Raw genomic sequence first — 16,090 nt, forward strand, 5'->3', positions numbered from 1 at the left:
CAGTGAAACAGGCAACATTGGGCAACACAGGACTCACCATAAATCCACTCGTCTTCGGTACCTTGCCTCTCGGGCCGTTGCAGGCCGGGTTGAGCCCGGAAGAAGGAGGTCGGCTGATCCGTCATGGCCTTGAGCGGGGCATAAACTTGCTGGATACGGCTGAGCTATACCAGAGCTACCCCCATATCAAGGCGGCCCTGGATGGTTTTAAAGGCAAGGTCCATATCGTCACCAAGACCCATGCACCCGACGGCGCCCTTGCACGGGCTCATGTGGAGCGGGGCTTGCGCGAACTGGGGCTGGAATGTTTCGATGTGGTCCATCTCCATGGGGCTAAGATTGCCGATCCCTTTACTGAAAGGAAAGAGGTGCTGGAAGAACTGCTGAAGATGAAGGAAGAGGGGAAGATTGCCCATGTGGGACTATCCTCCCATTACATATCTGCCATCCGCAAGGCTGCAGACCATCCTGAGGTCGAGGTCATTCACCCCCTGATCAACATGAACGGCATGGGGATTATCGACGGCAGCGCCGAAGAGATGTCGGCGGCCATTCGGGCCTGTAAGGCGGCCGGCAAGGGGATATACGCCATGAAAGCCCTGGCTGGCGGCAATCTGATTCCCCAGGCGCGGCAGGCGATCCGCTACGTACTCAATGTGGCGGGTGTGGATGGCGTGGCAATCGGCATGCTCTCAGAGGCTGAGATCGACGCCAATCTTGCACTCTTTCACGACGATGTTGCAGACGAGGAAACGTGGAAAGGGTTGGAAAGCAGGCGGCGCAGCCTCAGGATCATGGGCAATTTCTGCAAAGGATGCGAGAATTGCCTCGATGCCTGTGCCAGCGGAGCATTGTCCGTAGTTGATGGAAAGGCACGGGTGAATGAGGAAACCTGCATCCTCTGCGGCTACTGCGCCGCCTCCTGTCCGGAATTCGTCATTCGGGTGGTTTAGGCGCGGTGTCGTCCCCTTTGGGGCAATTGTTTTCAAGGAAACCAATGAAGTCGATGTGGCTGTTGATGAAGGTCAGGTTATACCTGCTCTCGTAGAGGAGCAGCGCACTGGCCGCAAAAAGAAACAACCCGCCGAGAAGGGCTATTGCTGTGGAAATCCAGCTGGTTTCCGGGCTGCCGAATGCCACATTGAAGGCTATGGCCAGGCTGGAAGCGATGAAAAGGGCGGTTGCGGTATAAAGGGCTGCCAGTGACCGCTGGATGAGGATGGAGCGCACCCGCTGCCTGGCCAGTTGCTGACGGATATGAGTCAGCCGCTCTTCGTGCAGGGTGAACTTTCCCACCAGCATCCCTTCCACCTCGCTCTTCATGGAATTTACCCGGTCGAAAAGCCGTCCCAATCGGCCAGAGGTGGAAAAGATCAGGGTGCCGCAGGCGGATATCAGCACCGCCGGGGTGATCATGGAAGCAAGGATGTGGCTGCTGGAGAGTGCTTCCAGCAGTTCCTTCTCATGTATGGCCATAGATTTAACCTTTATGCCGGCTCTTAATCCCGGTATCTTTTCAAAAGATCGCCGTAGTCATCAATGCGCCGATCGCGCAGGAACGGCCAGATACGGCGGACGTTTTCGCTGCGGTCGCCATCGATCTTTACCACCAGCACCTCTTCCCCTTCATTTTTCCCTTGAGCCAGGAATTCTCCCTGGGGACCGGCAACGAAACTGTTGCCCCAGAACTCAATCCCTGCCCCCACCTTGCTTGGATCTGCTTCGAAACCGACCCGATTGACGCTCACCACCGGAATACCATTGGCTACGGCATGGCTGCGCTGGATGGTGATCCAGGCATCCAACTGCCGCTTTTTTTCAGCATCGTTATCATTGGGGTCCCAGCCGATGGCGGTGGGGTAGATGAGTAGTTCTGCCCCGGCCAGGGCCATCAGCCGGGCCGCTTCCGGATACCACTGGTCCCAGCAGACCAGCACCCCCAGCTTGCCTGCCGAAGTCTGTATCGGCTCGAAGCCCAGGTCACCGGGGGTAAAATAGAACTTCTCGTAAAAGGCGGGGTCGTCGGGGATATGCATTTTCCGGTATTTCCCGGCGATGGAACCGTCCTTTTCCAGCACCACCGCCGTGTTGTGGTAGAGTCCGGGCGCGCGCCGCTCAAAAAGGGAGGTGACGATCACCACCCCCAACTCCTTGGCAATGGCGCCGAATTCCTCGGTGGATGGGCCGGGAATGGACTCTGCCAGATCGAAGCAGTCGGTATCCTCCGTCTGACAAAAATAGGGGCCGCAGTGCAGCTCCTGCAGGACGACAAGTTCCGCACCTTTCGCGGCAGCTTCCCTGATGCCGGCTATGGTTTTGGAAATGGTTTCTTTCCTGTCGGCACTGCAGCTCTGCTGAACCAGGCCGATGACGATGTTTTTCATACGTTACCTCTTTTATCTGCATCAATATTTATATAAGCGTTCCTTTGGGCAACTGCATGGTGACGCAATGCAGTGAGCCATGCTGGAGGATCAGCGGCAGGCAATCAATGCCGATTACCTCATGCCTGGGGAAGGCCTCAGCTATGGCTGCCAGGGCTGCCCGATCGCTGTTATCCTGATAGGTGGGGACCAGCACCGCGTTATTGATGATGAGAAAGTTGGCGTAGGTGGCCGGCAGACGCTCCCCATCCTCGTCATATTTGGCCTCCGGCCAGGGGAGCGGCACCAGCCTGTAAGGACGCCCTTCCCTGGTTCTGAAACGGACAAGTTCCTCCTCCATGGCTTTCAGCGCCTGATAATGCTCATCCTGAGGGTCGTCGCACCTGACATAGGCAATGGTGTCGTCCGGGCAGAGCCTGGCCAGGGTATCGATGTGGCTGTCCGTATCATCTCCTGCCAAAAAACCGTTTTCCAGCCAGAGGAAGTGTCCTGCACCCAGGAGCTCGGCCAGGGCCGTTTCAATGTCCGTTTTGCCGAGGTGCGGGTTACGGTTGGCATCCAACAGGCATTCGGCGGTGGTAAGTATGGTGCCTCTGCCATCACTTTCAATGCTTCCACCTTCCAGGATCAGGCCGACGGTTTTCAGCGGTATAGAGCCGAAAATCCCCCCCTCATGGAGTCGGCGGCTCACCTGGTTGTCTCTATCGGCGGCAAATTTCAATCCCCAGCCGTTGAAACCGAAATCCAGCAGGAGTGTTTTTTTGCCCTCCTGGACCGTAATCGGGCCGAAATCCCTCGACCAGGTGTCATTGGTAGGCAGCTGCCTGAAAAAGATCCTTTCCATCACTGCACCGGCATCTTTGAGCTTGTCTGCAACAGGTGAGGTCTCGGGAGCAACGACCACTACCCTTTCCTGGCGGCTGATCTGCTTGGCAATTTCCACGAAAACCGGTTCCACCGCCCCGAGCCACGGCCGCCAGTCACTGTCTTCGTGGGGCCATGCCACCAGCACCCCATCCTGTTCTTCCCATTCTGCGGGTAATCTTGCCATTGTTGCCATCCCTGATCGGAACTATAAAAAAAGGAAGTATATGGAAAAGAAGCTGAAAATGCAATTGCCAAGGGGTCTCTTTCCCCTGCAAATTAAACGGGTATAATTTTAACATGATTCGAATTGAAGCTGCCAAAGGTGAGGCTGTTGCTGCCCAGCGGGTGGAAATAGTCGAGCGAAAGGGGATCGGGCACCCTGATTACATCTGCGATGCGGTCATGGACGCCATTTCCGTCGCTTTATCCCAGGAATACCTGCGCCGGTTCGGCACCATCCTTCATCATAACATCGACAAGAGCCTTCTCGCTGCAGGCAGGGTGGAGAAGCATTTCGGCGGCGGCAGAATTCTGCAGCCGATGGAAATGATTATTGGCGACCGTGCCACATTCAGAGCCTTCGGGGAAGAGGTGGCGGTTGGCGAAATAGCAGTGTCTGCAGCAAAAAGATGGTTTATCGACAATCTGCGCTTTGTCGATCCCGATCATGATCTGAATTACAGGGTTGTACTGGCTCCCGGTTCCGAAGAGCTGACCGGCATCTTTGCCCGGCCCGGTCAGACCCGGGTTTCCAACGATACTTCCGCTGCCGTCGGCTATTATCCACTGAGCGCCACGGAACAATTGGTGCTCGATCTGGAACATTACCTTAATTCTAATGGCTTCAAGGGTGATTTTCCCGACACCGGCGAAGATGTGAAAATCATGGGGCTCAGGCAGGACGACTCCCTTGAATTGACTGTCGCCATGCCGCTGCTGGCCCGGTTCATAGGGTCCGAGCAAGAATACTTCGCAAGAAAAACCTCGATAGTAAAGGCAATGCAGGAATTTATCGCAACTGGCAAATATAGTTTCAAGACCGGTATTGCATACAACTGTCTGGATGTGCCCGGCATGGGGCTTGACGGCATTTATCTCAGTCTGCTTGGTACATCTGCCGAAGATGCAGATTCGGGCCAAGTAGGCCGTGGCAACAGGGTCAATGGCCTGATTTCCATGAACAGGCCCATGGGAACTGAGGCCGCAGCCGGTAAGAACCCGGTTAGCCACGTGGGCAAGATTTACAATTTCCTGGCAAACCATCTTGCCCGGGAAATCTACCAAAGCACCGACAGGATCCAGGAGGTATATGTACTGCTCCTGAACAGGATCGGTACCCCCATAGATCAGCCGCAGATGGTCTCAGTCCGCTTATTGATGGAAGATGGACTGACAGTGGATCTCCGGAATAGTGTCGAAGAAATTATTCATCGCAATCTGGACCGGATGGGTGATTTTTGCCTGACTCTGGCCCGTGGCGAATTTCCTGTCTGCTAATGGGAGTCACCGCACAGGACACTCGCTGTCTGCTGATTATCCCCCATTGCTCTTTTCTGCTGATGAAAAAAGTTCCAGAAAAAGCAAAAAAATAATTGCAAAAAAAATTAATACGATATAATTATAAATCATTAAATCTTGCTAAGGAAATGATGATGGGCATTCTCGTTCTATTTAAGGACAATATTTACGATGTCGTCGCCGATGAACATCTGGATGAACTGATAGCTGAGCATAAAATAATCGGCTTTCATCGGTCTACGGAATGGGTGCAGATCGGTCGCGATCCGCTGAGGAGCGCTAAAACGGAATACAGAGCGAAAGAAAGAAGAAGCGATTCCAAATCAAGGGAAACGGCTTCCTCTCACTGAATATATTTTGCTGGCAAGGCTGCAAAGGGGTGTAGGATGAAAACCTTCTATTCCGGAGTGATTTTTTTCTGGGTGATTTTTTTCTCCAACTGGGCGTTGGCTGAAATTAATCGGGACGCTGCAGCAGTCTATGAAGGGGGGGACATAGCCTCCATCAGAGGTGGTGCGGCAGAGGGAAACAGTGCGGATTTCTTTGAGATCGATGATATTTCACCAGTGGAAAAGCAGAATCGCGTTTCATTGATAAAGAAAGCAGCTCGCGATGGCTATGCCCAGGCCCAATATGAACTGGGTTGCATGCTTTTTACCGGGTGGGGCATTGAAAAAGACAGGCGGGAAGCGATCCGCTGGTTTTTGGAGGCTGCAGGGCATCACCATGCACAGGCGCAAAATGCCCTTGGGCTGGCATATTCAAGTGGTGAAGGGGTCAGGCAGGACGATACGGAAGGTGCCAGGTGGTTCCGCCTGGCTGCCGAACAGGGTGATGTGGATGCCCAGTTCAACCTGAGCTGCATGTATTACAATGGCTGGGGAGTGGAGCAGGACAAGCATGAGGCGGCAAAATGGTGCATGAAGGCAGCCGCTCAGGGCGATCCGCAGGCCCAATGCGTCCTTGGGTCCATGTATGTGAGAAACGAAGGGGTAAAACAGGACCTGAAAGAGGCCATGAGGTGGTTCCGCAGGGGAGCGGAGCAGGGGAATCCGATCGCCCAACACAACCTGGCCGTCCTCTATGAAGACGGCAAAGGAGTGGAGAAGAACCTACGCGAAGCGATAAAGTGGTATCGCCAGGCGGCAGAGCAGGGGTTGCCCCAATCCCGGGAGGCATTGGCGCTGCTGGGGGAAAAATAGTTGGTGCCAGCCGGTGATCTTTGAATTTAGCCATTACGTTTCATTTGAAGACAAAAAAGCCGCGCCCTGAAGGATGCGGCTTTTTTGCCGGCAAGAGATAAATTTATTTTGCAGGTGCAGCGGGGGCAGCCGGAGTAGCGGCAGGTGTTTCTTCTTTCTTCTCGGCTTTTTTGGCTGCTTTTTTCTTAGCCACTTTTTTCTTAGCCGGCTTCTTCACTTCCTGGGCAATGGGCGGATGTCCGGCGGGCAGACCTGCAGGAGCTGCTTCTTTAGCAGGCTCAGCGGCGAAAACTACTCCGGCAAAGGCAATGGCTACGAGTGCTGCAACGACAGATGACAGAACTTTCTTCATGATTTTCTCCCCTTACATTAATTTTTTACTTCACAGAGCACATAGCATGCCTGCGTTCCTTTTGCAACTTGTTGTTTCCACTTCCATGGGGCGGCATAGTGCCGGAAAAGGTCTGTGTAACTTGAAGTTGGCCTACGATATACCTGAATTCAGCAAAGTCTGAGGAGCCGGTGCTCCATGCTCCGCTGCTGAAAATTTTTCAACAGCCTGCCAAAGGAGTCTTGCCATGCGCGTCTATGCCTGCCGGATCCAGCTTTTTCTGACGGCGCAAACACTTAAGGAAAAAAGGGGGATCATCAAGAGCGTCCTGGCCAGGAGTCGCAACAGGTTCAATGTTGCCGCGGCGGAGGTCGAGCACCATGACCGCAAGGATACGGCAGTTCTGGCATTTGCCACCGTGGCTGAGAGTGGGGTCATTGCCCGTCGCCTGCTGGAGCGCCTGGAAGAGTGGCTGGTGGAGGAACGGCCTGATGTGGAGGTAGCGGCTGTGGAGATTGAGGAACGATGATCCGGCATTAATTTGCAATTCATATGGTGCATGATAACGTTTAGGGAGAAAGATCGGTCAATGAGCATTCATTCAAAGTATTCATTACTGCTAAAGAAAACGGGAGAAATGATTATGACTTATGCCGCTAAGGATTACTCGAAACTAAAGGGTATGGAAGGTTTCAGCGACGCCCTTCTCAACAATCACTTTACTCTCTATCAGGGGTATGTGACCAATACCAACAAGGTGTTGGAACTTCTGGAGCAGTTGCTCAAGGAGGATAAGGGGGCGACACCGGCATTCGGCGAACTGAAAAGGCGTCTGGGCTGGGAATTCAACGGCATGCGCCTGCATGAATACTACTTTGAGAACCTGGGCAAACCGGCGGGTGAAATGGGATCCAAATTCCGGCAAAAGGTTGCCGAAAGCTTCGGCACCCTTGAGCTATGGGAAAAGGATTTCAGGGCGACCGGCGCCATGCGCGGCATCGGTTGGGCAGTCCTTTACCAGGACCCCGACAGCGGCAGGCTCATCAACTTCTGGATCAACGAGCATGATACCGCCCACCCGTCAGGGGGTAACCCGCTTTTGATCATGGATGTGTTCGAACATGCCTTCATGCTGGATTACGGGCTGAAGCGGGCAGACTACATCGAGGCGTTTTTCAAAAACATCAATTGGCAGGCAGTGGAGGCACGGATCAAATAGTTTCCATCCGGAAACGGCTCTTTTTTGTCCTGGCGGTGTCAACCTGCGGGCTTGCTTGTGCGGCGTACTGATGTACGCCTCCGCGCAACCCCTTGATTTCCTTGCCAGGACAAAAAATCCCTCATTTCCGATCTGGAAACTGCTAGTGTCACATCCGGAGTTTCCGGATGGACACTAAATAGTCAGCAACAGAGCTGACGAGGAGGACAAAATGAAAGCATTGTTCATCAGTGCAGACAATTTTGAGGACTCCGAGCTGCTGGTACCATATTATCGCCTCAAGGAGGCAGGTGTGGACGTTGTCCTCGCCTCCGTGAAAACCGGTCTCATCAAGGGCAAGCATGGCTATGAAGTGCCGGTGGATATGACTCTTGGCGAGGTGAAGCCAGCTGATTACACCATTTTAGTCCTGCCCGGAGGCAAGGCCCCGGAAACCGTAAGAAAGGAAGCCAAGGCCCAGGAAATTGCCCGTTTTTTCTTCGAGCAGAACAAACCGGTGGCGGCAATCTGTCACGGACCGCAGACACTGATATCCGCCGGTTTGCTCAGGGGGCGAAAGGCCACCTGCTACAATACGGTGGTTGACGAACTGAAAGAAGCCGGAGCCCGTTATGAAGACACGGAGGTGGTTGTCGACGGCAATCTGGTGACTTCCCGTGAGCCTGGCGACCTTCCTGCATTCATGCGCGAGATGATGAAAAAGCTGCACTAGTGTCCCGTGCGGTTAGTTCACCGAAAGAATTAGCCGCACGTGACACTAGTCGCCAAGGAGCCTCAAAATGGGAAAAAACGGATTTATCGGTATGGCCCTTCTATGTCTCGCTTTTGCCTTTAATGCCCATGGAGAAGAAAAAGCCTTCCGGGCAGTTCCCGATAATGATGGAGTCCAGCAGGTTGATGTGGTCGGGGGGAGCTATTTCTTCACTCCCAAACATATTGTGGTAAAGGCCAACTTGCCTGTGGAACTGAAGGTCAGGAAAGAGCCGGGAGCTGTTCCCCATACCATTGTACTCCGGGCGCCGGATGCGGGAATTGACTTTGCCGTGGAGCTGGATAAGGAACCCAAAACGGTAAAATTTACGCCGACCAAAGTGGGGAGGTATCAGTTTTTCTGTGACAAAAAACTTCCTTTTCTGGAAAGTCACCGGGAAAAGGGTATGTTCGGTATTCTGGAAGTGGTCGCTCAGTAAATTTGAGGTTCCAGGCAAATATCATTCAGGCGAAGCAGCTGTTTTGCTCCGCCTGTTTTTGTTTTCCCGCCCCAGGTTTCAATTATCCCCTTTCCAAGGCGCTTGAACGGTGCTATTTACTGTTTATTTCTTAAAGCAGTGGAGTTGATCGATGGCTGATAACGATCTGAACCGGTTGAAGATTGACAAGACAGTGGTTGCCGCCGGCAGACCACGGCATAAGCGGCCGCTGGTCTGGATTATTGGTGTGGTGGCCGTTATTCTCGCCATTCTTGCTGCAAAAGGGGTTCTGGCGCCACGGGTGGAGGTGGAAGTAGCCACCGTCTCCCAGATCTACCCATCCCAGGCCTTCACCCTCCTTAATGCCAGCGGCTATGTGGTTGCCCAGCGCAAGGCCGCCGTCGCCTCCAAGACCACTGCTCAATTGGAATGGCTGGGGGTGGAAGAAGGGAGCCGGGTGCAACAGGGGCAGATCATCGCAAGGCTGGAGAACAAGGATGCAACCGCTGTCCGTGGGCAGGCCGCGGCGAACCTCAACAATGCCCGGGCGGTGCTGGAACAGGCAAAGGCGGAACTGCACGACGCCAGCCTCAGCTTCAATCGGCAGAAGGAGCTGGTTACCCATGGTGTGGTGGCAAGGGCCGACTTTGATGCTGCCGAGGCCAGGTTCAAGCGGGCAAAGGCCGGAGTAGCCGCTGCCGAGGCAAATATCGCTGCGCTGTCGTCAGCATTACGTGGCGCGGAGGCCCAGCTGGATTACACCCTGATCCGCGCTCCTTTCAATGCGGTGGTATTGACCAAGGATGCCGACGTGGGGGACATTGTTACCCCGCTGGGGGCTGCGGCCAATGCCAAGGCAGCAGTCGTCACCATTGCCGATATGGATTCGCTCCAGGTGGAGGCTGACGTTTCGGAGTCCAACCTGGGGAAAATCAAGGTGGGACAGCCATGTGAGATCACCCTCGATGCACTGCCGGATGTACGTTTTCGCGGCATTACCCATACCATTGTGCCTACTGCAGACCGCTCCAAGGCGACGGTAATGGTGAAGGTCAAATTTGTCGACCAGGATCGGCGCATACTGCCTGAGATGAGCGCCAAGGTTGCTTTTCTGGAGAGACCGGTGAAGGCCGAAGAGCAACGGCCGGTAACGGCGGTCAATCCCCAGGCGGTGCTGGACAGGGAAGGAGCGAAATCCGTTTTTCTGGTAAAGGATGATAAAGCAATCAAGACCGCTGTCACGACCGGTCCACGTGTGGGTGACATGCTGCAGGTGACAAGCGGCGTCAAGGCGGGGGATAAGATCGTCCTCAGACCATTGGACAAACTCAGGGACGGCTCGGGTATAAAGACCGCCGAAAAACAATAGATGACCGGTGAGGGGTGAAGCGTGAGGAGTGAGGCGGTAAAAGACATTTTACCGATGGTTGCGATTGATGGCTTGTCCAAGTCCTATCGGCGGGGGAGCCAGATCATCCCCGTGCTGCAGGATGTATCCTTTACCATTGCCGAGGGAGAGTTCCTGGCCTTGATGGGGCCATCCGGTTCGGGCAAGAGCACCCTCCTCAATCTGATCGCCGGCATTGACAAAGCCGACACCGGAACCATTCTGGTGGGGGGAACTGACATTACCAGTCTGTCAGAGGGTGAACTGGCGTCATGGCGAGCCGCCCATGTTGGCTTCATCTTTCAGTTCTACAACCTGATGCCGGTACTTACCGCCCTTGAGAACGTGGAACTGCCATTGCTGCTTACCCATCTCACCAAGAAGGAACGTCGGGAACACGTGGAAATGGTATTAAGTGTGGTCGGTCTGGCAGATCGCATGGATCATTACCCCTCGCAACTTTCCGGCGGACAGCAGCAGCGGGTGGCCATTGCCCGGGCCATTGTCACCGATCCCGAAATCCTGGTGGCGGACGAACCAACCGGTGACCTTGATCGGGTGTCTGCAGAAGACATCCTCAATCTCATGGATAATCTGGTCCGGAAATTCGGCAAAACCATCATCATGGTAACCCATGATCCCCGGGCAGCTGAAAAGGCCCATCTGATCAAACATCTGGAAAAAGGATTCCTGTCGGGAGAAGAGTGAAGAGTGAAGAGAAGCCCCAAATTTATAACCTCGAACTTAAAACATAGAACATAGAACATAGAACCGATGTTAATAAAGCTCATCATTCGCAATGCCTTTCGCCATAAGCTCCGCTCGCTTTTGACTGTTCTAGGCGTTGCCATCGCCATACTCGCCTTCGGTCTGCTGCGCACCCTGGTGGGGCTCTGGTACCTGGGGGTGGAGCAGTCTTCCGCCACCCGGCTGGTGACGCGCAATGCCATCTCCCTGGTTTTTTCCCTCCCCATTTCCTACAAGGACAGAATCCGGCAGATAGACGGCGTGAAGCAGGTCTCCTATGGCAACTGGTTCGGTGGCGTCTATATTAATGAAAAGAACTTTTTCCCTAATTTTGCAGTGGAACCCCAAAGCTACCTGGAGCTTTATCCGGAGTTCGTCCTCTCTCCCGAGCAGAAGAATGCCTTCCTCCACGATCAGCGCAGTGCTGTGGTCGGACGCAAGCTGGCGGCCAAATACGGCTGGAAAGTGGGTGATCTTATCACCCTTAAGGGGACCATTTTCCCCGGCCAGTGGACCTTTGTCCTGCGGGGCATTTACCGGGGGGCGCAGAAGAACACCGATGAGACCCAGTTTTTTTTCCACTGGAAATATCTGAACGAGACCCTGAAAAGGACCGTATCGCGCCGGGCTGACCAGGCCGGTTTTTACATGATCGGCGTAGAAAAGCCGGAATTGGCCGCCGAAGTCGCCCAGGCGGTTGATGCCACCTTCAGGAACTCCCTGGCCGAAACCCTGACTGAAACGGAAAGGGCCTTCCAGCTCAGCTTCGTTTCCATGACCGAGGCGATCATGATCGCCATAAAGATCGTTTCCTATGTGGTAATCGTCATCATCATGGTGGTGGCGGCCAATACCATGGCCATGACTGCACGGGAGAGGATCGCCGAGTATGCAACCATGAAGACGCTCGGCTTCGGCGGCAGGCACATTGCCGCCATCATCTTTGGCGAATCCATCGTCATTGCCATGATCGGCGGTGTCATCGGCATCCTTCTCACCTATCCGGCGGCCCATGGCATTCAGGAGAAGCTGTCCCAGTTCTTTCCCGTCTTCAATGTTTCTCCCATGACAGTCTATCTCGATCTCCTTGCTGCATTGACGGTCGGCGTCGTGGCCTCCATTTTCCCCACCTGGCGCGGCGCCACCATCGGAATCGCCGATGGCTTGCGGAGAATAGGCTGATGGCTATCCCGTACTTTTACAGCTTCCGCAACCTCTGGACCCGCCGGCTCACCACCGTTCTTACCGCTTCCGGCATGGCGCTGGTGGTGTTCGTTTTTGCCGCCACCCTGATGCTGGCTGAAGGCCTGCGCCGGACCCTGGTGGAGACCGGCTCCTTTGACAACGTGGTGGTAATCCGCAAATCGGCTGTTTCCGAGGTGCAGAGCGGTGTGGAGCGCCCCCAGGCTGCCGTGGTCGAAAGCCAGCCCGAGGTGGCAATCGGTGCCGATGGGCGCCGGCTTCTGGCCAAAGAGATTGTTGTGCTCATCAACCTGCCCAAGCGGGGGACAAACAAGCCCGCCAATGTCATTATCCGCGGTGTAGGCCAAAGTTCCCTGCAGCTCAGGCCCCAGGTGCGCCTGAAGGAAGGGCGCATGCCCAGGCCTGGTTCAGCAGAGGTAATTGCCGGAGCCAGTATTGCCAAACGCTTTAAGGGGGGAGGACTGGGTGAAACCCTGCGTTTCGGCATGCGCAACTGGACAGTGGTCGGTGTTTTCGATGCCGGCAGCACCGGCTTTTCCTCGGAAATATGGGGAGATGTTGATCAGCTCATGCAGGCGTTCCGCCGGCCCGTTTACTCGTCGGTGCTTTTCAAACTGCGGGACCCTGCTTCCTTCGATGCATTCAAGCAACGTGTTGAAGGTGACCCCCGCCTGACGGTGGAGGCAAAGCGTGAAACCAGATATTATCTGGATCAGTCCGAGGCCATGTCCAAATTTCTCAGCATTCTTGGTATCGCCCTGACCATCATCTTCTCGCTGGGGGCCATCATCGGGGCGATGATCACCATGTATGCGGCGGTAGCCAATCGTATCGTTGAGATAGGCACCCTGCGGGCCCTTGGCTTCAACAAGAAGAGCATTCTCTCTGCCTTTATCCTTGAAGCACTGTTTCTTGGCCTTTTGGGCGGATTTCTTGGGCTGTTCCTGGCTTCCTTCATGCAACTGGTGACCATTTCCACCATGAACTGGCAATCCTTTGCAGAGCTAGCCTTTTCCTTTTCCATGACCTTTGCCATCGCCTGGAAATCCTTGGCTTTTTCCCTGGTCATGGGCTTTGTCGGCGGTGTGCTCCCGGCTTTTCGCGCAGCACGAATGAACATCGTCGATGCTTTAAGATCCAGTTGAGGTCCCTGATGAAATTATCCCAGATCCGTTCCCGCAACATTGCCCTGTTCATGCTGGTGGCTTCGATCATCATCTATGTGATCGACTATTTCATTACCGGAAATATCCGGGACATCTATCTCGGCTTTCTTGGCAATTTCGCCTTTCTCCCCATTTACGTGCTGTTCGTCACCCTGATGATTGAGAGAGTTCTCAAGGAGCGGGAACGTGAAGCGCTCAGGCAGAAACTCAACATGGTGATCGGCGTCTTTTTCAGCGAGGTGGGCACAGTGCTCATTACCGACTGTTCCTCCTTTATCAGGGAGCCGGGGGAGTTATCCCAGAGGTTGCGTTTTTCCCCCCAATGGGCGGATAAAGACTTCTCCCGGGTAAAAGATTTTCTTGATGGCAATGAAATCCGGATGGACAGCAGCAGAGGCGACTTAATGGCCTTGAAATCATTTCTCCTGGGAAAAAAGGATTTCATGCTCCGCCTTCTGGAAAACCCCAATCTGCTGGAGCACGATGAGTTTACCGATCTTCTCTGGGCGGTGTTTCATCTCATCGAAGAGCTTGAGGCGCGCAGGTCGCTGAATGCCCTGCCCATAGCAGACATGGAGCATCTGTCGGGGGATATCAAACGGGCCTATAATCATCTGCTGCGGGAATGGGTGGTCTATATGCAGCATCTGATGCGTGATTACCCATACCTGTTTTCCCTTGCAGTCAGGACCAATCCCATGAATCCGGAAGCGCGAGTGGAGATAGCCGATCAAAGCCTGTGATTCCTGTGGAAATGCTGCCAGCCCTTGATACAACCCAGATGACACCAGAAATGATTTGCATTTTTAAAGGCTTTACTATACATTGACCGCTCCAAAAATCCTTTATCCCTTCCCCAGGTGACTCGCCTTGACAAAAAAGACTCTGGCAGATTTGAGAAAAGAAATCGATACGCTGGATGACAGGCTGCTTGAGCTCCTTAACGAGCGGGCTTCCCGCGTCATTGAGGTGGGCCGTCTAAAAGCCGGTTCCAAGAGTGATTTCCATGTGCCGAGCCGGGAGCGGGAGATCTACGAGCGCCTTCAGGGGCAAAACAGCGGCCCATTTCCCAATGAGGCGGTCAAAAGCGTCTTTCGCGAGATAATTTCCGCATCCCTTGCCTTGGAAGCGCCAATGAAGGTGGCGTTTTTCGGCCCCAAGGCCACCTTTACCCATATGGCCACCATGCAGCATTTCGGCCTTTCTGCCGAGTTGGTCCCCCAGAAGTCCATCCCCGCAGTTTTTGAAGAGGTGGAAAAGGGGCGTGCCCTGTACGGTGTGATCCCGGTGGAGAACTCCACCGAGGGCATGGTCTCCCATACGCTGGACATGTTCATGGACAGCGAACTGAAGATAAATGCCGAAATCCTGCATGAAATACACCACTATCTCCTGTCCCGCACCGGACGAATCGAAGATATCAAGAAGGTCTGTTCCCATCAGCAGCCCATTGCCCAGTGCCGCAATTGGCTGGCGGAAAATCTGCCCAATGTGCCGGTGGTGGATGTTGCATCCACGGCGGTTGCCGCCCAGATAGTCAGTGAGGATTACACGGCTGCGGCCATTGCCAGCGAGCTTGCCGCCTCCATGTACGACCTGAAGATCGTCCGGGAACGGATCGAGGATCAGGTCAACAACTTCACCCGTTTTCTCGTCATCGGCAAGAAAATGGCCGAAAAGAGCGGCGACGACAAGACCTCGCTGATGTTTTCGGTCAAGGACGAGGTGGGTATTCTCTATCACATGCTGGAGCCCTTCGCCAAGCGGGGGATCAACCTTTCCAAGATTGAATCCCGGCCGCTGAAAAAGAAGGCATGGGAATACATCTTTTTCCTCGATCTCATGGGGCATATTTCCGATCCGGCCATTGCCGCGGCTGTGCAGGAGCTGAAGAGCTGCTGTCAGTTTGTTAAAGTCCTCGGCTCTTACCCCAGAGCAAAGTAAACCGATTCTACGTTCTACGTTCGAAACATCTTCAAACTGAACTTTTGGGAGTCATCATGCCGCTCATTCGGCGGTTAGCCATAATCGGTGTCGGTCTTATCGGCGGATCGCTGGCCCGCGTCCTTCGCGAAAAAGGAGAAGTGGACGAGGTTGTCGGTATCGGCAGGGGGGAAGCCAATCTCAAAAAGGCCGTTGAGCTTGGCGTAATCGATTCCTACTCCCTTGATCCTGTGGCAGGGGTTGTCGGTGCCGACATGGTCTTTATTGCCACGCCCGTTTGCTCCATCGCCGGGATGGTGGATAAAATTGCTCCCGGCCTTGGGCAAGGCTGCATTGTGACCGACGGCGGCAGCGTCAAAGGTGAGATTGTCGCCCCCTGCGAAGGGATCATGCCGGATGGAACTTTTTTCGTCGGCGGCCATCCCATTGCCGGCACGGAAAATTCCGGCGTCGAGGCATCTTTTTCCACCCTCTACCAGGGCAAACGCTGCATTCTCACTCCCACTGACCGGACCGATCGAGAAGCCCTGGCCAAAGTGGCACGCATGTGGGAACTTGCCGGCAGTGAAGTGGTCGAGATGGATGTGGAAAAACATGACCACGTGGTTGCCGCCATCTCCCATCTACCGCACATGGTAGCCTATTCCCTGGTCAATGCGGTTGGAAGTTACGACCGCTTTGCAGAAAGCATCCTCAAATATTCGGCTGGGGGATTCAGGGATTTCACCCGCATCGCTTCCTCTGATCCGGCCATGTGGCGGGATATTGCCCTGATGAACAGGGGCGCTGTTCTGGAAATGATGGATTATTTCCAGGAACATTTGGGCAGACTGCGCAAGCTGGTGGACGCCGGTGATGGTGACGGGCTCCATGACTTTTTTCTCAGCTCCAAAAAGAGCAGGGACGCTATCCTTTAGCCTCTAAAATGGTAC

19 protein-coding genes are annotated in these 16,090 nt (G+C 54.3%); 15 read left to right on the top strand and 4 right to left on the bottom strand.

The features are described from left to right. Nucleotides 1–2: 2 nt before the first annotated feature. Complete coding sequence (locus GEOB_RS11645; protein WP_012647425.1) at nucleotides 3–953, top strand: aldo/keto reductase; 951 nt, start codon at nucleotides 3–5, stop codon at nucleotides 951–953. Here GEOB_RS11645 and GEOB_RS11650 read toward each other — a convergent pair. The 3 genes from GEOB_RS11650 to GEOB_RS11660 are packed head-to-tail and all read right to left on the bottom strand — an operon-like array spanning nucleotide 937 to nucleotide 3,435. Further along, nucleotides 937–1,476, bottom strand: coding sequence for a DUF2721 domain-containing protein (locus tag GEOB_RS11650; RefSeq protein WP_012647426.1), 540 nt, complete (start codon nucleotides 1,474–1,476; stop codon nucleotides 937–939). The genes GEOB_RS11645 and GEOB_RS11650 overlap by 17 nt on opposite strands. A 23-nt stretch (nucleotides 1,477–1,499) precedes the next feature. Continuing rightward, nucleotides 1,500–2,384 carry a carbon-nitrogen hydrolase gene (locus GEOB_RS11655; protein WP_012647427.1) on the bottom strand — a complete coding sequence of 295 codons (885 nt, stop codon included), beginning with the start codon at nucleotides 2,382–2,384 and terminating at the stop codon, nucleotides 1,500–1,502. 28 nt (nucleotides 2,385–2,412) lie between these two features. Further along, complete coding sequence (locus tag GEOB_RS11660; RefSeq protein ID WP_012647428.1) at nucleotides 2,413–3,435, bottom strand: agmatine deiminase family protein; 1,023 nt, start codon at nucleotides 3,433–3,435, stop codon at nucleotides 2,413–2,415. A gap of 113 nt (nucleotides 3,436–3,548) precedes the next feature. Here GEOB_RS11660 and GEOB_RS11665 point away from each other — a divergent pair, with 113 nt between their 5' ends. The 3 genes from GEOB_RS11665 (at nucleotide 3,549) to GEOB_RS11675 (ending at nucleotide 5,971) form a co-directional block, all read left to right on the top strand. Beyond that, nucleotides 3,549–4,748, top strand: coding sequence for a methionine adenosyltransferase (locus GEOB_RS11665; RefSeq protein ID WP_012647429.1), 1,200 nt, complete (start codon nucleotides 3,549–3,551; stop codon nucleotides 4,746–4,748). Between the two features lie 155 nt (nucleotides 4,749–4,903). Continuing rightward, on the top strand, nucleotides 4,904–5,119 hold the full coding sequence (locus tag GEOB_RS20705) for a GSU3473 family protein (protein ID WP_012647430.1): 216 nt from the start codon (nucleotides 4,904–4,906) through the stop codon (nucleotides 5,117–5,119). A gap of 36 nt (nucleotides 5,120–5,155) precedes the next feature. Next, nucleotides 5,156–5,971, top strand: coding sequence for a tetratricopeptide repeat protein (locus tag GEOB_RS11675; protein WP_012647431.1), 816 nt, complete (start codon nucleotides 5,156–5,158; stop codon nucleotides 5,969–5,971). A 103-nt stretch (nucleotides 5,972–6,074) separates the two neighbouring features. On the opposite strand, the gene GEOB_RS11680 is transcribed toward GEOB_RS11675, so the two are convergent. Further along, nucleotides 6,075–6,323 carry a hypothetical protein gene (locus tag GEOB_RS11680; RefSeq protein ID WP_012647432.1) on the bottom strand — a complete coding sequence of 83 codons (249 nt, stop codon included), beginning with the start codon at nucleotides 6,321–6,323 and terminating at the stop codon, nucleotides 6,075–6,077. Between the two features lie 226 nt (nucleotides 6,324–6,549). On the opposite strand from GEOB_RS11680, the gene GEOB_RS11685 reads away from it, so the two are divergent. From GEOB_RS11685 to GEOB_RS11735, 11 genes are all read left to right on the top strand, one after another. After that, on the top strand, nucleotides 6,550–6,831 hold the full coding sequence (locus GEOB_RS11685) for a DUF503 domain-containing protein (RefSeq protein WP_012647433.1): 282 nt from the start codon (nucleotides 6,550–6,552) through the stop codon (nucleotides 6,829–6,831). Nucleotides 6,832–6,945: 114 nt separating this feature from the next. Further along, on the top strand, nucleotides 6,946–7,521 hold the full coding sequence (locus GEOB_RS11690) for a superoxide dismutase (RefSeq protein ID WP_012647434.1): 576 nt from the start codon (nucleotides 6,946–6,948) through the stop codon (nucleotides 7,519–7,521). 211 nt (nucleotides 7,522–7,732) lie between these two features. After that, nucleotides 7,733–8,233, top strand: coding sequence for a type 1 glutamine amidotransferase domain-containing protein (locus tag GEOB_RS11695; RefSeq protein WP_012647435.1), 501 nt, complete (start codon nucleotides 7,733–7,735; stop codon nucleotides 8,231–8,233). Nucleotides 8,234–8,300: 67 nt separating this feature from the next. Continuing rightward, a complete protein-coding gene (locus tag GEOB_RS11700; protein WP_012647436.1) occupies nucleotides 8,301–8,711 on the top strand; it encodes a cupredoxin domain-containing protein in 411 nt (136 codons plus the stop codon). Nucleotides 8,712–8,862: 151 nt separating this feature from the next. Then, nucleotides 8,863–10,080, top strand: coding sequence for an efflux RND transporter periplasmic adaptor subunit (locus GEOB_RS11705; protein WP_012647437.1), 1,218 nt, complete (start codon nucleotides 8,863–8,865; stop codon nucleotides 10,078–10,080). Between the two features lie 54 nt (nucleotides 10,081–10,134). Continuing rightward, the gene (locus GEOB_RS11710) at nucleotides 10,135–10,806 is read left to right on the top strand and encodes an ABC transporter ATP-binding protein (protein WP_041267136.1); all 672 of its coding nucleotides are present in this window, start codon (nucleotides 10,135–10,137) and stop codon (nucleotides 10,804–10,806) included. 66 nt (nucleotides 10,807–10,872) lie between these two features. Then, on the top strand, nucleotides 10,873–12,027 hold the full coding sequence (locus GEOB_RS11715; protein WP_012647439.1) for an ABC transporter permease: 1,155 nt from the start codon (nucleotides 10,873–10,875) through the stop codon (nucleotides 12,025–12,027). After that, nucleotides 12,027–13,193, top strand: a complete 1,167-nt coding sequence (locus GEOB_RS11720) for an ABC transporter permease (protein ID WP_012647440.1) — start codon at nucleotides 12,027–12,029, stop codon at nucleotides 13,191–13,193. Before GEOB_RS11715 ends, GEOB_RS11720 begins: the two co-directional genes overlap by 1 nt. A gap of 8 nt (nucleotides 13,194–13,201) precedes the next feature. Continuing rightward, entirely contained in the window at nucleotides 13,202–13,957 is a 756-nt protein-coding gene (locus GEOB_RS11725) for a hypothetical protein (RefSeq protein ID WP_012647441.1), read from the top strand. A gap of 127 nt (nucleotides 13,958–14,084) precedes the next feature. Then, the gene (gene pheA / locus GEOB_RS11730; protein ID WP_012647442.1) at nucleotides 14,085–15,158 is read left to right on the top strand and encodes a prephenate dehydratase; all 1,074 of its coding nucleotides are present in this window, start codon (nucleotides 14,085–14,087) and stop codon (nucleotides 15,156–15,158) included. Between the two features lie 56 nt (nucleotides 15,159–15,214). Next, on the top strand, nucleotides 15,215–16,075 hold the full coding sequence (locus GEOB_RS11735; RefSeq protein WP_012647443.1) for a prephenate dehydrogenase: 861 nt from the start codon (nucleotides 15,215–15,217) through the stop codon (nucleotides 16,073–16,075). Nucleotides 16,076–16,090 lie beyond the last annotated feature (15 nt).

This window comes from Geotalea daltonii FRC-32, from assembly GCF_000022265.1.
Taxonomy (GTDB): domain Bacteria; phylum Desulfobacterota; class Desulfuromonadia; order Geobacterales; family Geobacteraceae; genus Geotalea; species Geotalea daltonii.

Coding starts and splice junctions, on each gene's coding strand:
- GEOB_RS11715 (WP_012647439.1), top strand. CDS start 10,873: ATGTTAATAAAGCTCATCATTCGCAATGCCTTTCGCCATAAGCTCCGC.
- GEOB_RS11675 (WP_012647431.1), top strand. CDS start 5,156: ATGAAAACCTTCTATTCCGGAGTGATTTTTTTCTGGGTGATTTTTTTC.
- GEOB_RS11680 (WP_012647432.1), bottom strand. CDS start 6,323: ATGAAGAAAGTTCTGTCATCTGTCGTTGCAGCACTCGTAGCCATTGCC.
- GEOB_RS11660 (WP_012647428.1), bottom strand. CDS start 3,435: ATGGCAAGATTACCCGCAGAATGGGAAGAACAGGATGGGGTGCTGGTG.
- GEOB_RS11650 (WP_012647426.1), bottom strand. CDS start 1,476: ATGGCCATACATGAGAAGGAACTGCTGGAAGCACTCTCCAGCAGCCAC.
- GEOB_RS11720 (WP_012647440.1), top strand. CDS start 12,027: ATGGCTATCCCGTACTTTTACAGCTTCCGCAACCTCTGGACCCGCCGG.
- GEOB_RS11685 (WP_012647433.1), top strand. CDS start 6,550: ATGCGCGTCTATGCCTGCCGGATCCAGCTTTTTCTGACGGCGCAAACA.
- GEOB_RS11690 (WP_012647434.1), top strand. CDS start 6,946: ATGACTTATGCCGCTAAGGATTACTCGAAACTAAAGGGTATGGAAGGT.
- GEOB_RS11655 (WP_012647427.1), bottom strand. CDS start 2,384: ATGAAAAACATCGTCATCGGCCTGGTTCAGCAGAGCTGCAGTGCCGAC.
- GEOB_RS11695 (WP_012647435.1), top strand. CDS start 7,733: ATGAAAGCATTGTTCATCAGTGCAGACAATTTTGAGGACTCCGAGCTG.
- GEOB_RS11705 (WP_012647437.1), top strand. CDS start 8,863: ATGGCTGATAACGATCTGAACCGGTTGAAGATTGACAAGACAGTGGTT.
- GEOB_RS11735 (WP_012647443.1), top strand. CDS start 15,215: ATGCCGCTCATTCGGCGGTTAGCCATAATCGGTGTCGGTCTTATCGGC.
- GEOB_RS11710 (WP_041267136.1), top strand. CDS start 10,135: ATGGTTGCGATTGATGGCTTGTCCAAGTCCTATCGGCGGGGGAGCCAG.
- GEOB_RS11665 (WP_012647429.1), top strand. CDS start 3,549: ATGATTCGAATTGAAGCTGCCAAAGGTGAGGCTGTTGCTGCCCAGCGG.
- GEOB_RS11700 (WP_012647436.1), top strand. CDS start 8,301: ATGGGAAAAAACGGATTTATCGGTATGGCCCTTCTATGTCTCGCTTTT.
- GEOB_RS11725 (WP_012647441.1), top strand. CDS start 13,202: ATGAAATTATCCCAGATCCGTTCCCGCAACATTGCCCTGTTCATGCTG.
- GEOB_RS20705 (WP_012647430.1), top strand. CDS start 4,904: ATGGGCATTCTCGTTCTATTTAAGGACAATATTTACGATGTCGTCGCC.